Below are 24,666 nucleotides of genomic sequence, written 5' to 3'. Positions count from 1 at the left end.
GCAAGTTTATATACTACCCCCTCAATCAACTGATAACCGATGCCTCAACATCTGAATCGGAAGTCGGGAGAAATATGTTGTCGAGGAAATCAGGTAGCCAAAGGTACCGAACAGATGGCCTCTGGGAAACTGGATGACGTTGACGATGCGATTCTTGAGCTATTTCAGGAGGAGTCTGCACGCGAATCGCTAGTATTGCCTCCAAACGTCGTCTGGTACAATCTCGTTGAACAGCGTAATCGAGTCCAGAAGAGCTCAGATACGATTGCTCGCCGCATGCAGAAGCTAGCAGAACTCGGCTTACTGGAGAAGGTCGATTACGAGGGGGGTTACTACCGTCTCACGGAACAGGGTCAGGAGTACATTCCAGGGGAGACGCGACTCGTGGAAATCCATGGAGTAGAAGGAGGTGAGTACCAAGGGCCATTTTCGGAACTGGAATGGGGGCTACTAACCCAAGTTGAGAAGGGTTCTACCGGTCTCGACGTGGATGATGACCTATTCGATCAAGAGGCAATCCAGCAGGCGCTCAACCGGCTACTCAAATTTGGGCTGGTCGAGCAAGACGAGAGGGAATATATTCTGTCCAAGCGGGGGGAAACGGCGCTCGGCATACAGGATGTTTACGAGAAATACGGTTCTGAGGAGTTCTTTGCCCGGTTAGCGGAGGAAGAGGGTGGCGACACATAGCCCCATTTTTAACAGCATCCCCTCAAACCACTAGTACATCTCATCCTCAATAGCAGAAGGGACAGACGTAGTCGGCGTATATCTGTACGGTCGGACTCTGTTGGGGTTCGCTCATACCCGTAATCGGGGAGGCCCGTTTAAAAGGGCGTCCCCGGTGTGGCGGGCCCGTACATCACCGGCGTGTTACAGCAGACCCTGTCCGACCAGCACGAACAGCGCGGTGGCGATGACGCCGAAGACGGCGGCGATGAATCGCTTGAGCGTCCCGGTGTCGAGAGCGGCGGCGACGTAGGGGGCGAGTTGGCCGCCGATGACCGTCGCGGGCACGGTGAAGACGACCATGTTCCACGGCGTCGACGCGAGGTCGATTTCGTGGCCGCCGACGATGCCGCCGCCGAAGACGTGGGTCAGCGAGGCGATGATGGCCGTCGTGGCGACGACGACGTGGTTGGTGCCGATGGCGATGCGGACGGGGATGGCCGACCGGAGCATCGAGACGATGCCGATTTCGGCGATGCCGAAGCCGGCCAGCCCCTGAAAGACGCCGCCGAAGCCGTAGACGCCGAAGCGTTCGAGGTAGCCGCCGCGGTCGTAGCGGTAGTCGTTGCCGTCGCGGTCGACGCGCGTGACGTCGCCGCTGCCGTCGGTGGCGACGCCCGCCGGCCCGAGTTTCGCGTCGTCGTCCGGGAGGGGACCCGACGGGCCGCCGTCGGCCGCCGCGGTCGGTGCGGCGTCGTGGTCGTCGCCACCGGGTTCCTCGTGGCCGACGTCGGTCACCACCAGCGTGTATGCCGACAGCAACAGCAGGAGCGCCAGCAGGAACTGGAAGATCACTTCGGGGATGAAGAAGGACAGCAGCGCCCCGCCGACGACAAAGGGCAGTGCCCCGCCGACCAGCGCCACCGCGAGTCGGCGGTCGACCAACCCATAGGAGATGAACGCCAGCGTCGAACTCGAGAGGCCGAACGACTCGCTGATGAGGCTGATTTTCACGATGGTCTCGGATGCCACCGGAAAGGCAAACAGCGGGAAGATGAAGATGAGGAAGGGAACGAACAGCGCCGCGCCGCTGATGCCGACGGTGTTGACGATGGTCGCCCCCAGCAGGAAGAACGGGAAGAGCCACCAGTACTCGAGCCAGTAGTCGAGTCCGGGCTCTGCGGATTGGGTCGGTGCCGCAGTGACCACGAGCGCCACGAACAGCGCAGGCGCGAGGAACACCAGCACGTGCTGATACTTCAGAAACGTCTTGGTCAGGGAGTCCAGCGACAACGTGTTCGTCACGGGATTGGCGAAGCGTGTGGGTTTGTGTATAAAAAGGCGGCGTTCTCGAACCGCTTCCGTGCGTCGATTTCACACATATCTTTCCCTATCAATAAGGAAAGAATCAGCACCGGACACTCGTCGGAGCCCACCCCGGCGGCCCGCCCCGCCGACCGTAGCGTTTTACCCCACTGCGGCCGGCGATAGCGACATGGCTTCGGGTATCGTCGGGGAGTTCTTCGAGTTGAAGGCCGACAGCGAGGCGGACCTGTTGGCGATGCAGATGGGCGATTTCTACGAGTTCTTCGGCGAGGACGCCCGCCTCGTCGGCGAGGAACTCGATCTGAAGGTCTCCGAACGCTCCTCCGGCGGCGAGAACTACGAGATGGCGGGCGTTCCCGTCGACGACCTCACACCCTATTTAAAGGCGCTCGCCGAGCGCGGCTACCGCATCGCGGTGGCCGACCAGCGCGAGGCGGACGGCGACATCGTCCGAGAGGTAACCCGGGTCGTCACGCCGGGGACACTCATCGAGACGGACGACGCCGACGCGAAGTACCTCGCGGCGGTCGCCCGCGACGGCGACGAGTACGGCCTCGCCTTCTGTGACATCACGACCGGTACCTTCCGTGCGACGGCCGTCTCGGGCCCGGATGCGGCGAGTCGCGCGCTCACCGAACTGTACCGCTTCGCGCCGGTCGAGGTGGTTCCCGGCCCCGAGGTGCGGACCGACGACGACTTCCTCGCCACCCTGCGCGAGCGCATCGACGGCCGGACGACGCTTCACGACACGGAAGCGTTCGCCCTCGGACGTGCCCGCCACACCCTCGTCGAGCAGTTCGGCGACGCCGTCGAAACCGTCGGCCTCGACAGCGAGGCGGCGGTCGCGGCCGCCGGTGCGGCCATCGACTACATCGACGAAACCGGCGTCGGCGCCTTAGCCTCGGTCACGCGATTGCAGGCCTACGCACCCGACGACCACGTCTCGCTGGACGCGACGACCCAGCGTAACCTCGAACTGACCGAGACGATGACCGGCGGCGGCAAGACGCTGTTCGAGACCATCGACCACACCGAAACGAGCGCCGGCGGCCGCCTGCTGAAGGAATGGCTCACCCGGCCGCTCCGCAGAGAAGGCGAACTCCGGCGACGGCAGGCCGCCGTTGCGGCGCTGGCCGACGATGCGCTCGTGCGGGAAGGCCTCCGCGAGACGCTCGCTGCGGCCTACGACCTCGAACGGGTCGCCAGTCGCGCGGTGTCGGGCAGCGCCGACGCCGACGCGCTGTTGCGGGCCCGCGAGACGCTGGCGCTCGTGCCCGACCTCGCCGAATCCGTCGAGGGCGCGCCCCGACTGGCCGACTCACCGGTCGCGGACCTGTTTGCGGACCTCGACCGCGAGGCTGTCGCCGACCTCCGGGAGGAATTGGAGGCGCTGGCCGATGACCCGCCGAAGACGCTCCACGAGGGCGGCCTGATAAAGCGGGGCTACGACGAGGACCTCGACGAACTGGTCGCCCGCCACGAGCGGGCCGTCGAGTTCTTCGAGACGCTCGAAGAACGCGAGAAGCGCCAGCACGGCCTCTCACACGTCACCGTCGGCCGCAACAAGACCGACGGCTACTACGTGCAGGTCGGCAAGAGCGAGGCCGACGAGGTGCCCGACCACTACGAGGGCATCAAGACGCTCAAGAACGCCGAACGGTACGTCTTCGAGGAGTTACGGGAGAAGGAACGCGAAATCCTCCGCCTCGAAGAGGAACGCGGGGACCGCGAGTACGAGGCCTTCTGCCGCCTCCGGGAATCCGTCGCAGCCGAGGCCGACCTCCTGCAGGCGGTCGGCCGCACGCTCGCGGAACTGGACGCCTTCTGCTCGCTGGCGGCCCACGCCGCCAAGCAGGACTGGGCGCGGCCCGAGTTGACCGACGAGGGGGTGCTGAACGTCGAGGCGGGCCGGCATCCCGTCGTCGAAACGGAGACCCGGTTCGTTCCGAACGACCTCTATCTGGACCGCGAGCGCCGCTTCCTGCTCGTGACGGGGCCGAATATGTCGGGGAAGTCGACCTACATGCGACAGGCCGCCCTCATCTCCCTGCTCGCGCAGGTCGGCTCCTTCGTGCCCGCCGACAGCGCCCGCGTCGGCCTCGTCGACGGCGTCTACACCCGCGTCGGCGCGCTCGACGAACTCGCACAGGGCCGGTCGACGTTCATGGTCGAGATGCAGGAACTCTCGAACATCCTCCATTCGGCGACCGAGGAGTCGCTCGTCATCCTCGACGAGGTGGGCCGCGGCACCGCCACCTACGACGGCATCTCCATCGCGTGGGCCGCCACCGAGTACCTCCACAACGAGGTCGGCGCCTTCACCCTCTTTGCGACCCACTACCACGAACTCACGACGCTGGCCGACGAGTTGCCGCGTGTCGAGAACGTCCACGTCGCAGCGGAAGAACGGGACGGGGAGGTCACCTTCCTGCGGACCATCGAGGAGGGGCCGACCGACCGCTCCTACGGCGTCCACGTGGCTGACCTTGCGGGGGTTCCCGACCCCGTGGTCGGCCGCGCACGCGACGTGCTGGACCGCCTGCGGAACGAGCGCGCCATCGAGGCCAAGGGCGGCGGCTCCTCGGGGTCGGGCGAGCCCGTGCAGGCGGTTTTCGACGTGAGCAGCGGCGAGTTCCGCGACGGGGCCAGCCAGCGAACCGCCGCGACCGAAGCAGACGGCGGCCCCGAGCCGCTCGACGCCGAAACGGAGAACGTGCTGGATGACCTCCGGGAGACCGATGTCAACGAGGTGCCGCCGGTGGAGTTGATGGCCCGCGTCCAAGAATGGCAAGAGCGGTTGACGGACCGATGACCGGGGAACCGACCGCGGCGCTGCGGGACCTCCACGATCGAATCGACCGCGAGTGGTTCCGGTGGCTGGCCGTTACCGCGGCGGCCGTCCTCGTCGTCGCGACGGTCGTCCAGTTCGCCCTCGACCCCTTCGAGGTGAACCGTGACTCGGCGCTGTTCCAGCACGCCGGCTGGTACATCACGCAGGGTGCGACGCCCTACGTCGACTTCTGGGACCTCAAGCCGCCGCTCATCTACGCCGTGACGACGGTGCTGGCCGTCCTCTCGGGCGGGAACATGGCCGTGCTGCACGTTCTCGGCGTTAGCGCGGCCGTCGGCGCCGTCTGGTCCGGCGTCGTACTGGTCGGCGTTCTCGTCCACCGGCTCACCGACGACGGCTTCGCCGCCGTCGTCGCCGGCCTGACGATGTTCGTCGTGCCGACCGTCTACGCCTTCCCGGCCTCCGGCATCCGCCCGAAGTACTTCGCCTTCTCTTTCGGCGCCGCCGCGCTACTGCTGGCCGTCGACGACCGCCCGGCCGCAAGCGGTGCCGCGGCGGCCGCCAGCGCCGGCTTCTGGCAGTTGGGCGGCGGCCTCACCTTGCTCGTCGTCGCCATGGGCCTCCAGCGCGGCGGGTGGCGGACGGCCGGCCGGACGGTCGCCGGCGGCCTCATCGTCGCCGCCGCCGCCGTCGTCGCCCCGTTCGTCGCCGCCGGCCTCGCCGTCCCCCTGTTCGTCGAGGCCGTCATCGCGCCGGTGTACGGCGTCGAGGGGTACACCCTCGTCGGCCGCCTGCTCGCCGTCGTCGTCGAAATCGGCATCGCTGGCGTGGCCTTCGGCGCGGTCGGCGCCTACGGCTGGTTTCGGGGCCTCGCCCGCGACCGCGAACGCTACTGGTGGGTCGCTTTGGGCGGCCTCGGCTATGCCGGCCAGATATTCCTCGAGATGCAGGGTGCCATCGAGTTGATACTGCTCTTTCTGTTCCTCGCGGTCGGCGTCGGGGTGCTCGTCGCCCACGCCCCGACGCCGGACCGCCGGTGGCGAATCGTCGCCGTCGTCGCGGTGCTGGCCGTCGCCGGCGGCTACTGGGCCGCCGGCCCCGTGACGCCGCTCAAGGACGAACTCACCGAGACACAGGCCGAACTCGACGGGCCGAAATACGAGACGCTGCCGCCGGTTCCGGAGGGCGCGCCGTCGATGGAGACAATCTACTGGGAGAAGCGACAGCCCGAGATGTGCCACTACCGATTCGGGAAGAAACAGCGGGCGTTCATGGCCCAGACCGGCGGCGACCTGACGAAATCCGAGTGCGGGCAGTGGCCCTTCGAGGAGCCGCCGCGGGAGTGGCTGCTGGGCGGTCTGGTCTGACTCCAACCGCAACACGAGAGAGTGACGTCTAAAACCACATAGCGCCTCTGAGTGGTATTTAAATCCACCAGCAGTAGCCAGCAGAGGCATTACCTCCGAAGATGCGCTACGGCTATGCATGCCCACCGACCCCAAGAAGGAGATCCTGGCGCTGCTCGCGGACCGCGGCGCCACACCCGCCGTCGAACTGGCCGAACGGCTCGACCGCCATCCAGTCACCGTCGACCGACACTGCTATGACCTCGAATCCGGGGGCCACATCACGATGACGGCGACGGGCGGCGTATACAAACTGACGCCGCAGGGACGGCGACACTTCGAACGGCTCTCCGAGAGCGAGGCCGAGCGGTTGCTCGCGCCCTGACTGCCGCCGGTTTCTGGGAAATCGCCCGACGCGAAACGCCCGGTTCCTGCCGTTCGAGTGACGAATGCTCGGCTTTTTGTGCTCACCAGCCCAAGTAGTGTAGGGTGATACCAATGACCAAAGACATCCTGATGATCGTCGGGGATTTCGGGGAGGACTACGAGATAATGGTGCCGTTTCAGGCGTTACAGATGGTCGGCCACGACGTCGATGCCGTCTGTCCCGACAGGGAGGCGGGCGAGACGGTGAAGACGGCCATCCACGACTTCCGGGGCGACCAGACCTACATGGAGTCGCGAGGCCACGACTTCGAGTTGAACGCGACGATGGCCGACGTGGACCCGACAGAGTACGACGCGCTGTGTGTGCCCGGCGGCCGGGCGCCGGAGTATCTCCGCACCTACGACGAGGTCATCGAGGCGGTCCAGCACTTCTTCGAGGCGGACAAGCCCGTCGCAACGCTGTGTCACGGCCCGCAGATTCTCGCGGCGGCCGACGTCCTCGACGGCTACGAGATGACGTCGTATCCGGCCGTCCGAGCCGAGTGCGAGGCCGCTGGCTGCTCGTGGGTCGACGAGGTCACCCGTGACGGAAACCTCGTGACGGGGCAGGCCTGGCCCGACCACCCCGAGTGGCTCGCGGCGTTCATGGACCTGCTCGGCGACGAGGTGAGCCACGGCGAGCCGGTCGCGGCCGACGATTGAAACCCGAGACGACGGGAACCGGTATCGCCCGGAACGGCCCGGGCGACTGCCCTACATCACCTGCGTCTTCGAGTCGACCTCGTACCGGTAGAGTTCCGGTTCGCCGGCGAGACAGGAGGCGATGGCGGCCTGAAAGGCCTCGAAGTGGTCGCTGTTCATGTGAGCCTCGACGGCGTCGTCGTCCTCGTACTGCTCGATGATGCGGACCGTGTCGGTGTCCTCGATGTCGGTCGTAGCGCGGTAATCGATGACGCCGTCTTCGGCGCGGGATTCGACGGCGAGTTCCTCGACGTGTTCGAGTGCTTCCTCGCGGTGGTCCGGTGCGACAGGTAGCTCGGCGTGCATCACTATCATGCACGTTGGCAACGCCCACCGCGACCAAAAGCCTTCGTGCCGCGGCCGCGTTCGCGTCGAGTTCCGGCGAGAGAGTCGACGCGGACTCCCGGTCGACCATGAGAAAGAGTTAGGTGTAGCCGGCGGCCAACGCCGTAAGTACGGCTCCTCATGGCTCCGGAAATCAGGGAACTCGACGAGACGACGCGGGACAGGATCGCCGCCGGCGAGGTGGTTGAGCGGCCGGCCTCGGTGGTCAAGGAACTCCTCGAGAACGCCCTCGACGCCGATGCCTCCCGCGTCGAGGTCCGCGTCGAGGCCGGCGGCAAAGACCGCGTCGTCGTCGCCGACGACGGATTCGGCATGTCCGAAACCGAGGCCCGCAAGGCCGTCCGGGAGCATACGACCAGCAAACTCCGCGATATCGACGACCTCGATGCCATCGGCACCCTCGGCTTCCGGGGGGAGGCGCTGCACGCCATCGGCTCGGTCGCCTGCCTGACGATTCGGACGAAACCCCGCGGTGGCTCCCGTGGCACCGAACTCGTCGTCGACGGCGGCGACGTAATCGAGTGCGGCCCCGTCGGCTGTCCCGAAGGGACGACCGTCGAGGTGACCGACCTCTTCGGGAACGTCCCGGCCCGCCGGAAGTACCTCAAGACCGCGGCCACGGAGTTCGACCACATCCAGCAGGTCGTCGCCGGCTACGCGCTGGCCAACCCCGACGTCGCGGTGACGCTGGAACACGACGGCCGCGAGACCTTCGCCACGCCCGGCGACAGCGACCGCCGCAACGCCGTCCTCTCGGTGTACGGCCGCGAGGTCGCCGCGTCGATGATTCCCGTCGGCGACGCCCGCGCGGACGGCGACGCCGAGACTGCCGCCGGCCCGCTGGCAGGCGTCGAGGGACTGGTCAGCCACCCGGAGACGAACCGCGCGAGTCGCGAGTACATGACGACGCTCGTCAACGGCCGCTACGTCACCGCCAACGTCGTCCGGGAGGCGGTCGTCGACGCCTACGGCACCCAGCTCGCGCCGGACCGCTATCCCTTCGCCGTCGTCGACATCGACGTGCCGGCCGGCGGCGTCGACGTGAACGTCCACCCCCGGAAACTGGAGGTCCTGTTCGCCGACGACGAGGGCGTCCGCGAGACGGTCAGCGAGGCCATCGAGGCGGCGCTCTTGGAGGAGGGCCTGCTCCGCTCGCGGGCACCACGCGGACGGTCGGCCCCCGAACAGACCGAGATTTCGCCAGATACTGGCGAGGACGAAGACCCCGAACTCACCGAATCGGGCCACCGCGCTCGACCCGAAACGGGGGCGGGTTCGAACCCCACCGACGCTTCGCGTGGAACGGGCCGAACGGACGAAACATCCCGGAGGGACGACCCGTCGCCAGCGTGGGGCGACGCCGACAGTTCACGGAGCGACGAGGAGAATGTCGGAGAGAATACGACCTCGCAATCGGTCGGTTCCACCCCCGAATCGGACCGCGAGGACCGCTTCCGCGAGAGCCCGGACCAGCGCACCTTCGACGGCGAGGAGACGACCGGCACCCCCGAGGAGATGGACCGCCTGCCGGAGATGCGCGTCCTCGGGCAGTTCGACGGCACCTACATCGTCGCCGAAATCGACGGCAGGGAGTCGAGCGGAGCGAGACGACCCTCGTCGGACCGACGGTCCGACGGTGGCCTCGTGTTGGTCGACCAGCACGCCGCCGACGAGCGGGTCAACTACGAGCGCCTGCAGGAGCGCTTCGCGGACGACGTGACGACCCAAGCGCTCGCCGACCCCGTCGAGTTGGACCTCACCGCCCGCGAAGCCGCCCTGTTGGGCGATTATAAGGAAGCGCTGGCCCGCCTCGGGTTCCGCGTCCAGCGAACCGGCGACCGGACCGCGGCGGTGACGACGGTGCCGGCACTGGTCGCCGAGCGTATCGGCGACGAGGCGCCCGAACTCGCGCGGGATTTGCTCGCGGAGTTCGTGGATGGGGACCCCGAGGGCACCGTCGAATCCGTGGTCGACGACCTGCTCGGCGACTTAGCATGTCATCCGTCTATTAAAGGGAACACCTCGCTTCGGGAGGGGACCGTTGCTGGTCTGTTATCGGCGCTCGACGACTGTGAGAACCCCTACGCCTGTCCGCACGGCCGACCAACGATTATCGAACTCTCACGTGAGGAGATTCAGGACCGCTTCGAGCGGGACTATCCCGGTCATGGTGGCTAGACGCTACATTCGTACTCGTTTCGTTATAAACAGAGCGTGGCGACTCCCTGACCGCAAACAACCCGAAAGCCCTCTGGCCGCTGGCGGTCGCTGAGGGACATATCCTTCCTCGCTCCGCTCGCTCGGATAGTGGTCCCTCAGCGACTATATAAACGCCAGCAGGCTCACGGGTCGCTTCGCTCCCCGTTCGCCATGTCGAGACGCTCACTCCGTTCGCGTCTCGCGGCCCTCGCCCTTTCAGTCCGCCAGGACGGCGGTTGCTCGACCGACAGAAACCGCGTTCGTATTTAAATATCGATAGACGTGCCGTAATCTAGTTTATAAACAAAGCCGAAGGCTCGCCCGCTTCAGACCCACTCGATGGCGCCATCGAGGTCGAAGGGGAGTTTCCCGTAGCGGTAGCCCTCGATGTGTCCGTCGGGGCGGGCCCGGAAGACGACGGTCGGTTCGTGGTTGACGCTCGGTTGCTCGCCTTTGACGGCGGCCCACTCGGTCTCGGTAAAGGAGGTGCAGTCGACGAAGAGGGCGGCCTCGGGGTGTTTGGCGAGTTGGTCGTCCTGTTTGGCTCGCCCGGTTTCGCGGACCGCGGCGACGGGGTGGTCGGCGTGGGAGCGGCGGGCGGGCGGTTCGGGGCGGGTGACCTCGACGAGTCGGCCGTCGACGGCGAAATCCAGCGCGTGTCCGCTGTCCTGTTCGACTTCGGGTTCGAAGTCGAGACCGGCGTCGGCGAGGATTTTAGCAACGTTAAATTCTGCCATCGTCGCGCGCATCCGGCCGATGTCGTAGCCCGGCGAGGTGCCGAGTTTCGAGGCCATCGTGTAGCGGTACTCGTCGAGGGCACCCGTCGAGAGAAGCGACTCGTAGAATTCGAGGCCATCCTCGCGGGTCGCGTCGGGGAAGCCGGCGGCGTCCTCCTCGAAGAAGCGGCGCGTCGAGTCGCGGCCGTCCTTCGAGCAAAAGACGGGCAGGAAGAACCACGAGAGGTGTTCGTAGTCTGTCAGCCACGGGTCGGTGAGTTCCATGCGGGCGGTGAGTTCGCGCTGGGCCCACCGGGAGACGGCGTAGGGCGCCTCGTCGAAGGTCTCCTTGTCGGTTCGCCACAGCGGCTCGGGGGTTTCGGTGTTGCCGAGCCAGTAGGCCCGGCCGGGGCGGAACGCAAAGAGGGCGATGTCGCCGTTGTCCATCTCGAAGCGGACGGCATCGTAGCGGTCGTCTCCCACGGCGAACCACGGGTCTTCGATGCGGGCGCCGAAGGACGACTCCAGCGGGGCGAGGAGTTGCTTGCGGACCCGGTCGCGGGTCCACGTCTCGTTCGAACGTCGGAAACGGAGAGGGCCGGCCACACTACCCGTAGTCGGCCGGCGGGTTTACCCGTTTCGTCCGACGTTGCGTGAACGCAACCCCTCATTTATAAGTGTACGTCTATCGGCCCCGTTACATTGATTATGTACAACTGCAAAGTGAGAGTGTACTTACCATGTCAATGGGTGCCTATGACGAAGACGAGCACGAGCGCCGCGAGGAGAAGACGTCCACCGTCGATGCCGCCTTCGACGACGAGCGGACCAACTACGAGGGGAAGATAGAGTACGATTCGGGGGACTCGACGGAAGCGCTGCTCGACCAGTACAAGCGGATGCAGTCCCAGTAGACTCACCCTGTTTCTCGCCAACGGAGCAGCGCCAGCGACGCCGTCGTCACGACGAAGACTGCCGTCACGTGACCGATAAGGGCCGCCAGTAGCACCGGAAAATCGAGGATGAAGGGCACGAGGACGAGTTGGATGACGCCGAACAGCAGCGTCTCGCGGTCGGCCCGCCGCAGGGTGGCGGCGGTTTCGGGGTCGAACCGGTAGGTCGCCGACCGCCACAGCGCGACGATGGCGGCCCACCACCCCGTTCCGAGCCGATAGCAGAGGTCCCACATCACCAAAAGCGTCAGGTAGACCACCAGCGTCGGCGGTCGCGTGCCGAAGAGTCGCTCGACCAGCGGGCCGCCGCCGGGGTCGAAGACGAACAGGTGGGTGACGAAGGCGACGAAGGCCAGAACCGAGAGGACGACCTCGACGCTGGAACCGAACAGCAGGCGGCGGTAGGCCTCCGGCGTCTCGGGGGCCCGGGCGGCGCCGCTGATGCGGAGCATCTCGGCGCTGCCGGCCGCGGCGACGGCGACGGCGGCCGTCCCCGGGACGATGATGTCCGGAAGCGCGTAGTACCACGCCAGCCCCAGCAGGGCGACCTCGAAGACGACCAACTGGATTGCGATGGCCGCCCGGCGGGAGATGTTGACGCCGGGCAGCGCGCCGATGATGCTCTCGTAGGCCCACGTCTCGCCGTACTCCGGCCGCCTCACGCCTCGGGCACCCCCTCCGCTTCGGCCAGCACGGCGCGGTCATCCAGCGCCCGTCTGGCGGCCTCGTCGAAGGGTGTCAACTCGACGTCGACGTGCTCGTCGATGCTGTGGTCGGTGACGACGACGGTGTTGCGCATTCCTTCGACCAGCGGCCGGGCGACGCTCGGCGAGACGTCGGTCACCAGCGAGAGCCACCCGGCCGAGAGCCGCGGCGACAGGACGGGAATGGGGAGGATGAGCGGCGACCGACCGGTCAGCAGTTCGGCGGTCCGTCGCAGGATTCCCTCGTAGGTGAGCACGTCCGGCCCGCCGATCTCGTAGGTTTCGCCCGCGGTCTCCGGCGCATCGAGGACGCCGACCAGATACGCGATGACGTCGTCGACGAAGATGGGCTGACACTCGGTGCGGACCCACTTCGGCGTCACCATCGCGGGCAGTCGGCCGGCCATCTGGGCGATGAGTTCGAAACTCGCCGACCCCTCGCCGACGATGATGGCGGCCCGGAGCGTCGTGAGGTCGGCCTCGCCCTCCGCGAGGACCCGCTCGACCTCGCGGCGCGAACGGAGGTGCGCCGAGAGCTGGTCGCGGTCGTCGCCGAGGCCGCCGAGGTAGATCGTCCGCTCGATACCCGCGGCGTCGACGGCGTCGACGAAGGTGCGAGCCGCCAGCCGGTCGCGGGCCTCGAAGTCCCCACCCGTTCCCATCGAGTGGACCAGATAGTAGGCGACATCGACCGACGGGACGGTTACGGGCGGTTCCAGCAGGTCGGCCTCGACGAGGTCGACGCCCGCGGGCCCGTCGTAGCGGTCGGCCTCCCGGACCAGTGCGACCACGTCGTGGCCGCGCTCCAGCAGGGCTGGCACCAGCCGACTGCCGACGAATCCCGTCGCTCCCGTCACGAGCACGCGCATATCTACGGATTGCCGGCCACGCCCTTATACGGATGGTTGTATTCCGTTCCCGGCGAGCGCCGGGCCCCTCCAGACGCTCGTCGGCTATTCGCTACAACCATCCGTATCAATCCCACCCCGGCGTCGTGGGCGCGCCGCGGTCGTCCTCGACCGTCTCGCCGAGCGACGGGTCGGCGGCCTCGCCCGTCTCGGCCCGCCGTATCCACTCCTCGCGCGCCCGGCCGGCCCACGAATCGGCCGCCAGCGCCCGCTCGTAGGCGGCCTCGTAGCGGTCCCCGTCGATGGCCAGCGTCCCGGGGCGGGAGGCGGCGGCGACGGCGACGAACTCCGCGCGGTCCGCGTCGGTCGGCTCGCCCGCAGCGATGCGCTCGATGCAACCCGACAGCGCCTCCGGGTCCGGATGGGCGAAAACCGTCGCACCGAGGGCGCCGACCCCGAGCAGGGGTTCGGCGTCCTCGGGGTCGTCGTCGAGCAGGCGGTCGCCGCCGAACGCCCCCTCGACGCGCTCGCATTCGGTTTCGGCGTCGAGCGCGAGGTTGTCGCCCGGGTAGGTTCCGCAGGCGTCGGGGTAGCGCTCGTCGTCGTGGATGCGACACTGGAGGGTCTCGGGGTCGAGGAAGGCACAACTCGGCAGCCACTCGGGGTCGAGCCCGAAGGGACCAACCGGTTTCGGTACCTTCCGGAGACCGACGAGGAAGGCGGGCCGGCCGTCGATGGCCGCGAGCCGGTGGCCGTCGACGGTTACCGCCGACTCGGCGTCGGGGTCGAGGAAGGGCCGCGGCGTCAGCACGTCGCCGAACCCGTCCCGGAGGAACCGCCGCACCTCGTCGCTGGACAGCGGCACGAGATTGTAGGTGTCGTCTATCGGAACTGGGCCACCCCGGCGCTCGTGGTCCAGCGACACCGACGACGGGGCAACGCCCCGCCAGTCGATACAACAACCTGCACACCCCTTGCAGTCGACGTTCATGCGTGTGCCTCGTTAGCACTCGAAGACGGTATGTCCACCGCAAAAACCGCCCGTGACGTAACAGGGTTGTTCGGAGGCACATTTAAAAATAATATATAAATATAATCTCTCGACAGCTCGATAATTTCGGAGTAAGATTTTAGTCGCAGTCCGTTGTCAGTATCGAGTGGAGGTAGTGATGATGTCGGAGCGACAGCCACGTAGTGACATCTCTCGGATGGCCCGTCCGGCAGGGCCGGACGAACTGCGTTCCCTCGACATCTCCGAACTCTCGCGGTACGACCTCCTGCTCGCGTTGATTCCGCTGCTGTTGGTCGTCGGCTGGCTGGTCGGACAGGTGACGGGCGTTCCGGTCTGGGCCGCGCTCGCGGCCAGTGCGTTCGCGGTGCTCCCGCTGGTGGCCGACGGACTGGCGGTCAACCCGCCCCGGTAGGTCGCGTCCCTTTTGAGCCTCTGTCGCCTACGCCGGCTATGGCCAGCGAACCGTGTGAGGGCTGTGGCGACGACGTGTCGATAGGCGGCGGTATCTCCGGCATCTGGTCGTCGGACCCGGAGGGCACCGGCGGGATGACGCTGGAGTTCGAGGACGGCACCGAGTTCTTCCTCTGTTTCGACTGCATCGAGGCGCTGCCCGACGAGCCGAGCAGCGAGGACGTCGCGGCGCTGGACGAAACCTGACCGTGTGGTATGGTACCCCATAGTTTTTGACGACCAATCCCGAAGGACTCGTGGAATGGCCGGACGCGAGTACGTCCTGCGGGCGGACCTCTCGACGGGGACCATCAGCCGCGAGCGCGTCCCCGAGCGGTGGCGACGCCGCTTCCTCGGCGGGAAGGGCCTCGGCGCGCGCTACCTCTACGAGGAACTCGATGCAGGCACCGACCCGCTCGGCCCCGAGAACCTGCTGGCGTTCTGTATCGGCCCACTCTCCGGCTATCTTCCGGGCGAAACCCGCTACGCCGCAGTGACGAAATCACCGCTGACGGGTGGCTTTCTGGACTCCTACGCTGGTGGCGCCTTCGCCGGCCGCCTCGCCGGGTCGCTGGACGACTGTCTCGCGTTGCTCGTCACCGGCGAAGCCGACCAGCCGGTTCGCATCGTCATCGAGGACGGCGACGGCCGCATCGAACCCGCCGAGACGTGGGGCGAGGACACGGTTTCGACCGCCGAGGCATACCCCGATTCGGGCGTCGCCTGCATTGGTCCCGCCGGCGAGCGCGGCGTCGCGTACGCGACTATCGCCTCCGACGCCGGCGACCACCACGCCGGCCGCGGCGGCGCGGGCGCGGTGATGGGCGCGAAACGCCTGAAAGCGGTCATCGTCCGGAACGACACCCCCGAGACGCCGCCCGAACTCGCCGACCTCAGGGAGCGCTACGAGCGCGAATACGCCGAGGGCGACACGGGCCGGTGGCAAGCGGCCGGCGAGACGCTCGAAAGCATCGACTTCGCCAACGAGGTCGGCGCTCTCGCCACCGAGGGCTGGCAGCGCGACCAGTTCGAGGCCGCCGACGACATCGGCATCGAAGCCGCCACCGAGGCCGCCGTCGGCCGGGAACACCCCGACCGCGAGGTGCCCGGCGGCTTCGAAATCGAGACCGACGAGGGCACGTCGGTCCCCCGCGGCGCGACCCCGATGACCCTCGGCGCCGGCCTCGGGGTCGAGGAGTTCGACGCCGTCGCGGCGTTGGGCGGCCTCTGTGACCGCCTCGGTATCGACGTCATCTCGGCCGGTAACGCCGTCGCGTGGGCGATTCGGGCCGCCGAGGCCGGCCGCATCGACTGCGACCTCTCCTTCGGCGACGCCGACGGCGCCCGCGCGCTCATCGAGGCCATCGCGACCGGCGGCGACGGGCCCTGCGAGGCCGGCGTCGCCGAGACACTCGCCGACGGCGTCGACGCCGCGACCGAGTCCTACGGCACCGACGACGCCATCCCGACGGTCAAGTCGATGGAACTGCCGGCCTACGACCCGCGGGCGGCCGTCGGGATGGCGCTGGCCTACGCGACCAGCGACCGCGGCGGCTGCCACCGCCGGGCCCGCCCAATCGAGTGGGAGGCATTCGCCGAGGACGCCGACCCCAGTCGGCGGGTCGCCGCGGTCATCGTCGCCCAGAACACCCGCTCGGCGCTGTGGAGTTTCGTCGCCGACGACTTCGCCGGCGAGCCGCTGTGGGACGACTTCGGCGCCGAGTGGTTCGACGCGCTCGGCTACGACTACGAGGCCGCCGACCTCCGCCGGGTCGGCGAGCGCGTCTGGACCCTCGTCCGCCTGTTCAACGCTCGCGAGGGCTTCGACCGCGCGAGCGACGAACTGCCCGCCGCCTTCACCGACCCGATTCCCGACGGGCCCGCCGAGGGCGCCCGCATCGACCCGGAGGGCTTCGAGGCCCTGCTGGACGCCTACTACGCGGCCCGCAGCTGGAACCGCGACGGACTGCCGACCCGCGAGACGCTCGAACGGCTCGACCTCGACGACATCGACACCGAAGCGCCGGCCGGCAACGCCTCTGAAACCGCCCCGCGAACCGAAACCGACGACGATGACTGACAAGATCGACCTCGACGATATCGAAACAGACGATGACGACGAACCGGAGGCCAACCGCGGCGACTGGCTGTGGCGCGAGGAGGGCGACCCCGACGACGAGCCCGAAGCGCCGACGCCGACGGCGAGCGCCGAGAGTGGCGGAACCGACACGGGCGCGACCGACACCGCCGACGCCGACGGCCCCGTCCCGCGCGTCCCCCGGGAGAACGAGGACAAGCCCGCGGGCGTGCCGACCGAACACGGCGGCTCGGGCGCCGGCGCGACCGTCAGCAACGCCCCCGACGACGCCGAGCCGATGGCCGAAGGCCCCCACGGCGGCGGCGTCGACGACATGACGATGGCGCTGACCTACAACGCCGTCACCGAACTGGCCGACCCGCAACTGGTCGTCGTTTCGGCCCGCGAGTGGGCCGACTGGGTCGGCATCGTCGGCGACGTGAGCGCGCCGGTCATAACCAAGTTCCAGCGCGAACACGGCATCGACGCCGACTTCTTCAACGGGACGGGCACCGGCCCCGCCGAACGACTCGCCGATATCGGCAAGACGTCGATGTTCTACGCCGAGCGGTTGGCCGTCGTCGGCACGCCCGACGACGAGTGGATCGCCGAGGAATCCGGCTGGGAGTTCGTCCCGCTGGAGACGGCCGCCGAGAAGGCCGACTGGGACATCGAAGAAGAATAGACGGGAGTTAATCGTCGGCCGGGGCAGCGACCCCGTCGTGTGTCGCCGCAGGCTTGTCGGCGCCGATGCGGTTGTCGAGGGCGTAGGCGCCAGCGCCCGTGATGAGCAGCGCCGAGGCGAGGCTGAACAGGCCGATGTGGGCGAGGACGGGGTCGTCCGGGATGCCGAACAGCGTGAGGACGAAGACGCTCAGCGCCGTTATCGCGGAGACGCGGGTGAAGAAGCCGACCATGATGGCGAAACCGAGGCCGAGTTCGGCGAAGCCGGCACCCAGCACCCACAGTTCGGCGGGGACGGGCAGCAGCGCGGTGAGGCTGTACTGCTCGACGACGCTGAGGGCCATCTCGGGGGCCAGCAGTTTCTCGAAGAGGCCAAGGAAGGCAAAGGAAAGGCCCATCCCGACCCGGATGACCGTCGGGACGAACCGCTCGTAGGGGTCGACGACGCGGTTGAGCCACGTCGCGGCGCGGTGAACCGGGTCGACCTGCCCGTAGGCGGTCCCGTCGGCGGCGGCGACCTTCTGCAGGACCTCGTCGGCGCTGGGCCGGCCGCTGCCGACCAGCGCGATGGCGACGAAGCCGGGAACCCACTCGAAGGAGTACAGCAACAGCGGCTGGGCGGAAAGCGCCAGCAGATAGGCCAGCAATCCGATAATCGCGGCCGCCCGCGTGGCGACGCCGAAAAGCAGGGCGAACCCCAGCCCGATCTGGAACAGTCGGGCGAGGCCGGGAGCGGTGGCCGGTTCGACGATGGGATTGAAGAGGTAGCCCGCGAAGCCGGCGCCGACCAGCGGCAGGCCGAACCCGAGGCGCAACAGCCACGGCAACAGGTCCCGGTAGCCGGTCATCACGTCACGGAACACCGAGATGTCCCGCTGGAACGGCCGGACGCGGAGATAGAGGCCGAGTACGCCGAGCGTGGCGAGACCGCCGCCACCGAGGACGGCGGCGTTGACCGGGTCGGTCAACGCGTCGGCGAGGAAGGCAAGCCCCTCGCCCGCCTGCTCGGTGTTCGTGACGAACCGGACGTGGGCGGCCGCGACCCCCGAATAGACCACGGAGACGACCCCCATAACGACCAATGCGCGTGAGAGAGGTTTTGAGTGGAAGTTCATTATATTCGATGTTCTCGTAGCGAGCGTCAAAAGACACACTATCAAACGAGGGTGGAACCGCCACGCTCCACACCCCGGTGAGGATGAGATATCGGGTTCCATGGGAGATGGAGGACGACCTCCTCGTGGAGTCAGGGCTGAACGGACGCGGGCGCGCGGACGGTTGGGGCGACGGTCAGAACATGGTCGCCCACACGAGCGCCACCACGAACAGCGCGACCGCCGCAATCGTCCCCCAGTCGCTCAACCGCGTCTCCTTGCCGGTACCGTCGTCGGACTGTGTCAGCACGTAGCCGAATCCGACGATCGCGACCAAAGCGACGATGACGGCGTACGCGACGTTCAGCACACCAGCCATATGTTAACACACACCCCGGTTGTATAAAAACGTTGCCGGCGCAACCGTCATTACGTCCCACACCGATACACCGACGCATGCGAATCGAGTTACGGGTGTGCAAACACTGCTACGAGGGAGAACACGGGAACCAGCGCAAGACCGCGGTCACGAGGGACATGGTCAACTGCGCCGAGCGGGTCCGCGAGTACAAGGACCTCATCGGCCTCGATTCGGTCTACATCACCAGAGTCGAGGAGGGCGACCCCGGCGGGGCGGAGGCGCTGCCGGCCATCGTCGCCAGCATCGAGAACGACCAGGTGACCCTCTCGGATACGCAGTTGGTGATGGAAGACGAGGACGGGAACATGCTGGTGTACCCGGAGCCGAAGGACATCCTCGAAGTGCTGACGCGCAACATCGACCAGATTCAGGAACAGACGCGGCAGGACGCGACCGTGGAGCTATCTCAGGAGGGCGCAGAGCTACTGACGGCCTAATAAACGGTGAAAACGCCGAAACGGGAGGTCAGTCGTCAGACTGCAGTTCGCCGCCGTCCGCGACCGTCTCGGTTTCCCCTCGGCGCTGCATCTCCTTCTCCCAGCGGACCCGCATCACGTTGCCGTACATCGAGAGCGCGAGGCCGACGAACAGCACGAACATCCCGATGTTGATGCCGACCGTGAGCAGGAGGTTCGTCACGTCGCCGCTGACGACCAACTCCCGTGGAACCGGGTACCCCTCGCGGATGATGCTTCCCATCAGCACCGAGACGATGCCGACGACGACGAGCGAGCCGAATATCGTCGAGACGGAGTGCCAACTCGGCGAGAGGTCGAGCCGTTCGATGCCCGTCCCGTCGTGGTCGTCGTCGTCGTCGTGGCTCTCGGGGATCATGCTCCGGGGGATGAACGCCTTCGTCTCGACGGGGTAGAAGGCGGGATGCATCCCGTGTTCGAAGATGTGGAACATCACCCCCATCAGCATGATAACCCCCAGCAGTCCGTGGAAGATGACGAACGCCATGGCGGCGGTTCTCGTCGCGAAGTACGACATGAGGCCGGTCTTCGACCAGATGAGCAGCCCCGAGATGGTGAGCAACAGGAGCTCGACGGCGAAGATGTAGACGACACCCTTGCCGACGTAGGACAAAAGCGGCACCTCGTCGGACTCGTAGCCGGCGAACTGCCGGGCGTGCGGGTGGCGTTCGTCCGCTCGCCCGAGCATGAACTGGACGTCCTGCAGGAACGCGTCGATGTCCTCTTTCGCCGGGAGTACCTCCGCGAAGTTGCTCCGGCCCGTCGGGCTGATGACCATCAGCACCATCCAGAAGACGATGAGCGCGACGAGACCGACCCCGGCGAGACGATGGAGCGCGGTGACGCCCGTCGCGCCGCCCATCAACTCCATCATCCACCACAGTTCGGAGTTGAACATGATGGCGTAGCCGGTGAAGAACAGCAGGAACACGTCGAGCGCCAGCAGCGAGTGGAACAGCGTCGTCACCCGCGTGAACTTGCCGTGGTCGAGGTTCGTCATTCGTGTTCACCCCCGTCACCGGAGCCGTCGGCCATCACCGTCTCGGACGCCTCCTCGTCCCCGGGATGCCGCATCCGAGCGGCGATACGGCGGAAACTCGCCCAGTGGAGGAACACCATAAAGAGGATGAACACGCCCATGATGACGTCGGCGGCGTGAATCAGCGCGATGAGGAAGTCCAAGGCCGGAATCGTGTTACCGGCGACCCAGTCGGCGCCGACGCCGCCGCCTTCGACGGTGGGGCTGACGCGGAAAAGCGTCTCGTAGAACGGCCCGAAGCCGCTGGCCCACCACACCGAGAGGACGGCGACGACGATGCCGACCAGCGCCGCGACGAAGACGGATATCGGGGAATAGCCCTCGACGTCGGGCGTCTCGTAGCTCATTGGAACTCACCGGCGTCGTCGCCGAAGACGATGTCCATCGCCACGTCGTTGAAGAACGGACCCTCCTCGCGTCGGTCGAGTTCGTCGGCGATCTGAGAGGGTTGGCCGACGAGGATGGCGTCGGTCGAACACTCCTCGGCGCAGGCCGGCCCCTTGCCGACGTCCTGACGCTCCTCGCACATCGTACACTTGTCCATCTTGCCGCCGGTGCCGAACACCTGCGCGGCGCCGTCGTCTTCCTCGGGGAACTGCGGCGCCCCGAACGGGCACGCCGACAGGCAGTACTGACAGCCGACACAGAGGTCCTCCCGGACGTCGACGAACTCCTCGTCGGTCTTGATGAGGGAGTCGGTCGGACACACCGACACGCAGGGTGCATTGTCGCAGTGGTAACACTGCATCGGGATGGACGTCTCGCCGGGCGAGTCGCCCGCTGCGAGCGCGTTCGCAGCGGACCCCCCGTCGCCCTCCTGGCCCTCCAGCATCGTCGAGATGCTGATGCGCTGTTCGTCGTGGGGCACGTCCCACGTTCGCTTGCAGGCGACGACACAGCCACCGCAGTCGATGCACGCGCCGACGTCCGGGAATATCCGCGTTCCCTCGCCGACGCTCATCACGCCATCGCCCATTATTTCTTTGTTCGATTGAGACATGTTTGTATCACCTCATTGAACCGTTTCGCTGTCACGGATGTCGAAGCTCTTCTGCTGGCCGATGCCGTCGCGGTCCTGCGGGAACTCGAGGTCCGTGTCCATCCCGAGTTCCTCGAGCAGGTCCTGGGTGGCCGGCCGGACGGCCACCATCGACACCTTCGTCTCTTGCATCTGCGTCTCGACGTCGTAGCCCCGTGACGTGATCGCGTTCGCGGAGTCGCCGATGGCGTACGGGACGGTCCCGTCGGGGTATTTGTCCTCCTGACTGTTGCCCTTGAACACCCCGCCCCAGTGGAACGGGAGGAACACCTCCTCGTCGTTGGGCCGTTCGGTCACCCGCGCCTTCACGAGCACCGACCCCCGGTCCGTCGAGGAGACGACCACGAGGTCGCCGCCGTCGACGCCGAGTTCCTCGGCCTTGGCGGGCGTTATCTCCGCGTACATGTGGGGCTGCAGGTCGGCGGTGTGGATGTTCGACCGCGTCTCCGCGCCGCCTCCCTGATGTTCGACCTGCCGGCCGGTCGTCATGATGGTGTCGAGCTCGGGGCCGTCGCCATCACCGTGGATGATGTCCATCGCCGTCTGCTGTTCGGCCGCGTTGTTCTGGTCGAGGCGGTAGTGGTTCCGCTGCTGGCCGTTCGCCGGCCACTCCTCGACGAGGTCCGACCGCGGGCTCTCGATGGGTTCGCGATGCACCGGAATCTTGTCGAGGAAGCTCCAGACGACCGCCCGCGCCCGGCCCCGACCGGTCGGGGCGTCGGGCTGGTTGTAGTCGTACTCCTCGTAGAACTCGGGGTCGACGCCCTCACCGATCATGGTCCGGAGGTACTCGTCGAACTCCGGACTACCGGTGTCGGGGTCGTTGAGTTCCTGTGCGGCGGTGTAGACCGACTCCTGATTGTCGAGCGCGTACTGCTGCGGTATCGTCAGCTCGTCGGACTGTGTCGACTGCGTCGGGTCGATGAGGCTCTGTGGCGGCGTGATTTTCCAGCCCGGATACTCCGGCACGCCGTGAATCTGACCGTCCTCGGCCAGATCACGGTTGCTGGCCCAGTCGGGGACGTACGGTGCTCGCGTCAGGTCGAGCGCCTCCTCCATATCGTCGTGGGCGTCGACGGTCTCCTGAAGCGGGTAGTCGTCGTCGGTGGGCATCGCGTCCCAATCCGCCGGCGACGGGGCCTGAACGCCCCATCGAGTCCGGAAGTCCTGTCCCCCGTTGTTGGGGTCCATGTCGTCGTTCCAGATGATGGGTGTCCCCGGATGTCCCTCGCCCCAGCAGGGCCACGGGAGCATCCAGTATTCGCCCTCGACCGGCGTCCCCTCGGCGCCTTTGAGGTCCTCGCTGGAGAACGCGTAGTCGTACTCCAGATGCTGCTGGAGCCGTTCGGGCGTCTGCCGATAGCCGATGGTGTTCGTCCCGAGGTTGAACTCCCGGATGACGTTCTCGTAGGACGACTTGCCGTTGTGCATCTCGGGGCCGCTGCCCCAGTCGAAGTGCTCGCCGAAGCCGAGTTCGTCGGCCAACTCCTGCATGATACGGAGGTCAGGCCGGGAGTTGTGTGCGGGCTTGGCGACCGGTTCCGACCACTGGACCGACCGGTTCGTGTTCGTCAGCGAGCGGTAGTGCTCGTACTGGCTCGACGCCGGCAACAGCAGGACGGGCGGGCCGTCCTCGTAGTCCGGCAGGACGCTGGCGACCGAGGGGAACACGTCGATGACGACCAGCAGGTCGAGGTTCTCCATGCCCTCCTTCATCTGCTCCATCTCGCTGATGGAGTTCGCGGAGTGGCCCCAGAACACCGCTATCTTCACCTGGTCGGGCTGGTAGATCGGCGTCTCCTGATAGCGGTCATCCTGGTCGAGGGCCGCCTCGAACCAGCGGGCGACCGTGAGCCCGTTCTGGAACATCATCGAGTTCGCGGCCGGTTCCTCGGGGCCGTGGTTTTCGTTGGGTGGGAGCGAATCGGGCTCGAGTTCCTCGTTGCCGCTCTGTCGGACGTACTTGTCCGGCGGCATCAACTCGAAGCGGTCGTACATGTCCTCGAACGAGGTCGACCCGCTGGTGTAGGGGTTCTTGTCCCAGATTTCGGCCCACCACGACCAGCCGCCGGGCGTGAGCCCGTAGTAGCCCGGCAGGATGTGGCTCGCCACCGCGAGGTCGGTCGCACCCTGAACGTTGGCGTGGCCGCGCATGACCTGCAGGCCGCCGCCGCTGCGGGCCGCGCTCCCGGAGGCGAGGCTCGCGATGGCGTACGAGCGGATGTTCTGGGTCCCGTTGTTGTGCTGGGTGCCGCCCATCGCCCACTCGATCTGGACGTGGGGGCGGTTCTCGTGGACCATCTCGGCGATTCGCTCGATGTCCTCGACGGAGACCCACGTGATGTCCGAGACCGTCTCCTTGTCGTACTGGTCGAGTTCCACGTCGACGTCTTCCCAGCCCTGGACGCGGTCCGAGAGCATGTTCTGGCCCGTATCGTCGGCGTCCGGGTCCAGCGCCAGCCCGTACTCGTCGCGGAGTTCCTTGACGACGCCCATCATCAGCGCCACGTCGGTCCCGGGCCTGAACCGGATGAACTCGTCGGCGTGGGCCGCGGTCTTCGTGAACCGTGGGTCGAGGACGAGGATTTCCCCGCCACGCTTCTGCCCCTCGAGGATGTGCTGCATCGCGATGGGGTGGGCCTCAGCCGGGTTCTGCCCGATGATGATGTCGAGGTCGAAGTTGCGGTAATCGGGCACGGTGTTGGTCATCGCGCCGTAGCCCCACGTGTTCGCGAGGCCGGTGACCGTCGTCGAGTGACAGATGCGCGCCTGGTGGTCGACGTTGTTCGTGCCCATGAACGCCGCGAGCTTTCGGATGGCGTAGGACTCCTCGTTGGAGTGGTGGGCACTCCCGAGTAACATCACGCTCTCGCGGCTGTGTTCCTCGTCGACGTCGACCGCGTCGCTCGGCGAGACGTCCGAGTCCGGCCACAGCGCCCGGATGTCGGTCGCGAGGCGGTCGTAGGCCGTATCCCACGAGAGCTTCTGCCACTCCCCGTCCTCCCGAATCATCGGGTGTTTGAGACGCTTCTCGGAGTGTTCGGTCTCGTAGATGCCTGCGCCCTTCGAGCAGAGCGCCCCGTTGTTTATCGGGTGGTCTTCCCACGGTTCCATGCCTACGAACGAGTCACCCTTTCGTTCGCCATGGAACCCACACCCGACAGAGCAGTAGTTACAGATTGTCTTTGTCAACTCCCCGTCCGTATCCTGTCCATCGACCTCGTCATCGCTTTGGGCGAGTACCTGTCCCGCGGTACCGCCCCCGAGTGCGACCACACCTGTCAGCGCGCTCGCCTTCATGAACGACCGACGGTCGAGGTCGAGGGAGACTGGTTCCGTGCTCATGCCA

Annotated in this window: 24 protein-coding genes; 12 read left to right on the top strand and 12 right to left on the bottom strand. The window is 66.9% G+C overall.

Annotated elements, in window-relative coordinates:
* Nucleotides 1-114: 114 nt before the first annotated feature.
* Nucleotides 115-690, top strand: coding sequence for a helix-turn-helix domain-containing protein (locus U5914_RS03420; protein WP_336134181.1), 576 nt, complete (start codon nt 115-117; stop codon nt 688-690).
* Nucleotides 691-873: 183 nt separating this feature from the next.
* Here the strand turns inward: U5914_RS03420 and U5914_RS03415 are convergent, their stop codons facing one another.
* Complete coding sequence (locus U5914_RS03415) at nt 874-1,974, bottom strand: sulfite exporter TauE/SafE family protein (RefSeq protein WP_336134179.1); 1,101 nt, start codon at nt 1,972-1,974, stop codon at nt 874-876.
* A gap of 190 nt (nt 1,975-2,164) precedes the next feature.
* Between U5914_RS03415 and mutS the strand changes: the two genes are divergently transcribed.
* The 4 genes from mutS (at nt 2,165) to U5914_RS03395 (ending at nt 7,221) form a co-directional block, all read left to right on the top strand.
* Nucleotides 2,165-4,807, top strand: coding sequence for a DNA mismatch repair protein MutS (gene mutS, locus U5914_RS03410; RefSeq protein WP_336134177.1), 2,643 nt, complete (start codon nt 2,165-2,167; stop codon nt 4,805-4,807).
* A complete protein-coding gene (locus tag U5914_RS03405) occupies nt 4,804-6,153 on the top strand; it encodes a DolP-mannose mannosyltransferase (RefSeq protein ID WP_336134175.1) in 1,350 nt (449 codons plus the stop codon). The genes mutS and U5914_RS03405 overlap by 4 nt, the downstream gene beginning before the upstream one ends.
* A 118-nt stretch (nt 6,154-6,271) precedes the next feature.
* Nucleotides 6,272-6,517 carry a helix-turn-helix domain-containing protein gene (locus U5914_RS03400; RefSeq protein WP_336134174.1) on the top strand — a complete coding sequence of 82 codons (246 nt, stop codon included), beginning with the start codon at nt 6,272-6,274 and terminating at the stop codon, nt 6,515-6,517.
* A 113-nt stretch (nt 6,518-6,630) separates the two neighbouring features.
* The gene (locus U5914_RS03395; RefSeq protein WP_336134173.1) at nt 6,631-7,221 is read left to right on the top strand and encodes a DJ-1/PfpI family protein; all 591 of its coding nucleotides are present in this window, start codon (nt 6,631-6,633) and stop codon (nt 7,219-7,221) included.
* A gap of 51 nt (nt 7,222-7,272) precedes the next feature.
* On the opposite strand, the gene U5914_RS03390 is transcribed toward U5914_RS03395, so the two are convergent.
* Complete coding sequence (locus U5914_RS03390) at nt 7,273-7,575, bottom strand: putative quinol monooxygenase (RefSeq protein ID WP_336134172.1); 303 nt, start codon at nt 7,573-7,575, stop codon at nt 7,273-7,275.
* Between the two features lie 150 nt (nt 7,576-7,725).
* On the opposite strand from U5914_RS03390, the gene mutL reads away from it, so the two are divergent.
* Nucleotides 7,726-9,783 (top strand): DNA mismatch repair endonuclease MutL, encoded by a 2,058-nt coding sequence (gene mutL / locus U5914_RS03385; protein ID WP_336134171.1) that lies wholly within the window; start codon nt 7,726-7,728, stop codon nt 9,781-9,783.
* Nucleotides 9,784-10,130: 347 nt separating this feature from the next.
* Here the strand turns inward: mutL and U5914_RS03380 are convergent, their stop codons facing one another.
* Complete coding sequence (locus U5914_RS03380; RefSeq protein ID WP_336134169.1) at nt 10,131-11,126, bottom strand: DUF5784 family protein; 996 nt, start codon at nt 11,124-11,126, stop codon at nt 10,131-10,133.
* A gap of 134 nt (nt 11,127-11,260) precedes the next feature.
* Here U5914_RS03380 and U5914_RS03375 point away from each other — a divergent pair, with 134 nt between their 5' ends.
* Entirely contained in the window at nt 11,261-11,434 is a 174-nt protein-coding gene (locus tag U5914_RS03375) for a DUF5786 family protein (protein WP_336134168.1), read from the top strand.
* Nucleotides 11,435-11,436: 2 nt separating this feature from the next.
* Here U5914_RS03375 and U5914_RS03370 read toward each other — a convergent pair whose 3' ends face one another.
* From U5914_RS03370 to U5914_RS03360, 3 genes are all read right to left on the bottom strand, one after another.
* A complete protein-coding gene (locus tag U5914_RS03370; protein WP_336134167.1) occupies nt 11,437-12,135 on the bottom strand; it encodes a DUF7530 family protein in 699 nt (232 codons plus the stop codon).
* On the bottom strand, nt 12,132-13,046 hold the full coding sequence (locus U5914_RS03365) for an NAD(P)H-binding protein (RefSeq protein WP_336134165.1): 915 nt from the start codon (nt 13,044-13,046) through the stop codon (nt 12,132-12,134). Before U5914_RS03365 ends, U5914_RS03370 begins: the two co-directional genes overlap by 4 nt.
* A 106-nt stretch (nt 13,047-13,152) precedes the next feature.
* Nucleotides 13,153-14,016, bottom strand: coding sequence for a YkgJ family cysteine cluster protein (locus U5914_RS03360; RefSeq protein WP_336134163.1), 864 nt, complete (start codon nt 14,014-14,016; stop codon nt 13,153-13,155).
* Between the two features lie 166 nt (nt 14,017-14,182).
* Here U5914_RS03360 and U5914_RS03355 point away from each other — a divergent pair, with 166 nt between their 5' ends.
* From U5914_RS03355 to U5914_RS03340, 4 genes are read left to right on the top strand one after another with little or no spacing between them, the layout of a single operon-like run.
* Nucleotides 14,183-14,449, top strand: coding sequence for a DUF8015 family protein (locus U5914_RS03355; RefSeq protein WP_336134162.1), 267 nt, complete (start codon nt 14,183-14,185; stop codon nt 14,447-14,449).
* A gap of 38 nt (nt 14,450-14,487) precedes the next feature.
* Entirely contained in the window at nt 14,488-14,694 is a 207-nt protein-coding gene (locus U5914_RS03350; protein WP_336134161.1) for a DUF7561 family protein, read from the top strand.
* A gap of 55 nt (nt 14,695-14,749) precedes the next feature.
* Nucleotides 14,750-16,567 carry an aldehyde ferredoxin oxidoreductase family protein gene (locus U5914_RS03345; protein WP_336134158.1) on the top strand — a complete coding sequence of 606 codons (1,818 nt, stop codon included), beginning with the start codon at nt 14,750-14,752 and terminating at the stop codon, nt 16,565-16,567.
* Complete coding sequence (locus U5914_RS03340; RefSeq protein WP_336134157.1) at nt 16,560-17,249, top strand: DUF7124 domain-containing protein; 690 nt, start codon at nt 16,560-16,562, stop codon at nt 17,247-17,249. The genes U5914_RS03345 and U5914_RS03340 overlap by 8 nt, the downstream gene beginning before the upstream one ends.
* A 7-nt stretch (nt 17,250-17,256) precedes the next feature.
* Here the strand turns inward: U5914_RS03340 and U5914_RS03335 are convergent, their stop codons facing one another.
* Together U5914_RS03335 and U5914_RS03330 are read right to left on the bottom strand one after the other, a co-directional pair.
* Nucleotides 17,257-18,321 (bottom strand): DoxX family protein, encoded by a 1,065-nt coding sequence (locus U5914_RS03335; RefSeq protein ID WP_336134156.1) that lies wholly within the window; start codon nt 18,319-18,321, stop codon nt 17,257-17,259.
* A gap of 217 nt (nt 18,322-18,538) precedes the next feature.
* Complete coding sequence (locus U5914_RS03330) at nt 18,539-18,721, bottom strand: hypothetical protein (protein WP_336134155.1); 183 nt, start codon at nt 18,719-18,721, stop codon at nt 18,539-18,541.
* 77 nt (nt 18,722-18,798) lie between these two features.
* Between U5914_RS03330 and U5914_RS03325 the strand changes: the two genes are divergently transcribed.
* The gene (locus tag U5914_RS03325; protein ID WP_336134154.1) at nt 18,799-19,200 is read left to right on the top strand and encodes a hypothetical protein; all 402 of its coding nucleotides are present in this window, start codon (nt 18,799-18,801) and stop codon (nt 19,198-19,200) included.
* A 28-nt stretch (nt 19,201-19,228) separates the two neighbouring features.
* Here the strand turns inward: U5914_RS03325 and U5914_RS03320 are convergent, their stop codons facing one another.
* From U5914_RS03320 to U5914_RS03305, 4 genes are read right to left on the bottom strand one after another with little or no spacing between them, the layout of a single operon-like run.
* A complete protein-coding gene (locus tag U5914_RS03320) occupies nt 19,229-20,239 on the bottom strand; it encodes a cytochrome b/b6 domain-containing protein (RefSeq protein WP_336134153.1) in 1,011 nt (336 codons plus the stop codon).
* Complete coding sequence (locus U5914_RS03315; protein ID WP_336134152.1) at nt 20,236-20,625, bottom strand: hypothetical protein; 390 nt, start codon at nt 20,623-20,625, stop codon at nt 20,236-20,238. Before U5914_RS03315 ends, U5914_RS03320 begins: the two co-directional genes overlap by 4 nt.
* Nucleotides 20,622-21,278, bottom strand: coding sequence for a 4Fe-4S dicluster domain-containing protein (locus tag U5914_RS03310; RefSeq protein WP_336134151.1), 657 nt, complete (start codon nt 21,276-21,278; stop codon nt 20,622-20,624). Before U5914_RS03310 ends, U5914_RS03315 begins: the two co-directional genes overlap by 4 nt.
* A gap of 12 nt (nt 21,279-21,290) precedes the next feature.
* Nucleotides 21,291-24,662 (bottom strand): molybdopterin-dependent oxidoreductase, encoded by a 3,372-nt coding sequence (locus U5914_RS03305; RefSeq protein ID WP_336134150.1) that lies wholly within the window; start codon nt 24,660-24,662, stop codon nt 21,291-21,293.
* Nucleotides 24,663-24,666 lie beyond the last annotated feature (4 nt).

Origin of the sequence: Natronomonas amylolytica, assembly GCF_037031205.1 — an archaeon.
Classification (GTDB): Archaea; Halobacteriota; Halobacteria; order Halobacteriales; family Haloarculaceae; genus Natronomonas; species Natronomonas amylolytica.
The sequence above is the reverse complement of the archived record's forward strand: the minus strand, read 5'-3'. Positions and strand labels throughout refer to the sequence as shown.

Coding starts and splice junctions, on each gene's coding strand:
- U5914_RS03420 (WP_336134181.1), top strand. CDS start 115: ATGGCCTCTGGGAAACTGGATGACGTTGACGATGCGATTCTTGAGCTA.
- mutS (WP_336134177.1), top strand. CDS start 2,165: ATGGCTTCGGGTATCGTCGGGGAGTTCTTCGAGTTGAAGGCCGACAGC.
- U5914_RS03405 (WP_336134175.1), top strand. CDS start 4,804: ATGACCGGGGAACCGACCGCGGCGCTGCGGGACCTCCACGATCGAATC.
- U5914_RS03400 (WP_336134174.1), top strand. CDS start 6,272: ATGCCCACCGACCCCAAGAAGGAGATCCTGGCGCTGCTCGCGGACCGC.
- U5914_RS03395 (WP_336134173.1), top strand. CDS start 6,631: ATGACCAAAGACATCCTGATGATCGTCGGGGATTTCGGGGAGGACTAC.
- U5914_RS03390 (WP_336134172.1), bottom strand. CDS start 7,575: ATGATAGTGATGCACGCCGAGCTACCTGTCGCACCGGACCACCGCGAG.
- mutL (WP_336134171.1), top strand. CDS start 7,726: ATGGCTCCGGAAATCAGGGAACTCGACGAGACGACGCGGGACAGGATC.
- U5914_RS03375 (WP_336134168.1), top strand. CDS start 11,261: ATGTCAATGGGTGCCTATGACGAAGACGAGCACGAGCGCCGCGAGGAG.
- U5914_RS03365 (WP_336134165.1), bottom strand. CDS start 13,046: ATGCGCGTGCTCGTGACGGGAGCGACGGGATTCGTCGGCAGTCGGCTG.
- U5914_RS03360 (WP_336134163.1), bottom strand. CDS start 14,016: ATGAACGTCGACTGCAAGGGGTGTGCAGGTTGTTGTATCGACTGGCGG.
- U5914_RS03350 (WP_336134161.1), top strand. CDS start 14,488: ATGGCCAGCGAACCGTGTGAGGGCTGTGGCGACGACGTGTCGATAGGC.
- U5914_RS03345 (WP_336134158.1), top strand. CDS start 14,750: ATGGCCGGACGCGAGTACGTCCTGCGGGCGGACCTCTCGACGGGGACC.
- U5914_RS03340 (WP_336134157.1), top strand. CDS start 16,560: ATGACTGACAAGATCGACCTCGACGATATCGAAACAGACGATGACGAC.
- U5914_RS03335 (WP_336134156.1), bottom strand. CDS start 18,321: ATGGGGGTCGTCTCCGTGGTCTATTCGGGGGTCGCGGCCGCCCACGTC.
- U5914_RS03330 (WP_336134155.1), bottom strand. CDS start 18,721: ATGGCTGGTGTGCTGAACGTCGCGTACGCCGTCATCGTCGCTTTGGTC.
- U5914_RS03325 (WP_336134154.1), top strand. CDS start 18,799: ATGCGAATCGAGTTACGGGTGTGCAAACACTGCTACGAGGGAGAACAC.
- U5914_RS03320 (WP_336134153.1), bottom strand. CDS start 20,239: ATGACGAACCTCGACCACGGCAAGTTCACGCGGGTGACGACGCTGTTC.
- U5914_RS03315 (WP_336134152.1), bottom strand. CDS start 20,625: ATGAGCTACGAGACGCCCGACGTCGAGGGCTATTCCCCGATATCCGTC.
- U5914_RS03310 (WP_336134151.1), bottom strand. CDS start 21,278: ATGTCTCAATCGAACAAAGAAATAATGGGCGATGGCGTGATGAGCGTC.
- U5914_RS03305 (WP_336134150.1), bottom strand. CDS start 24,662: ATGAGCACGGAACCAGTCTCCCTCGACCTCGACCGTCGGTCGTTCATG.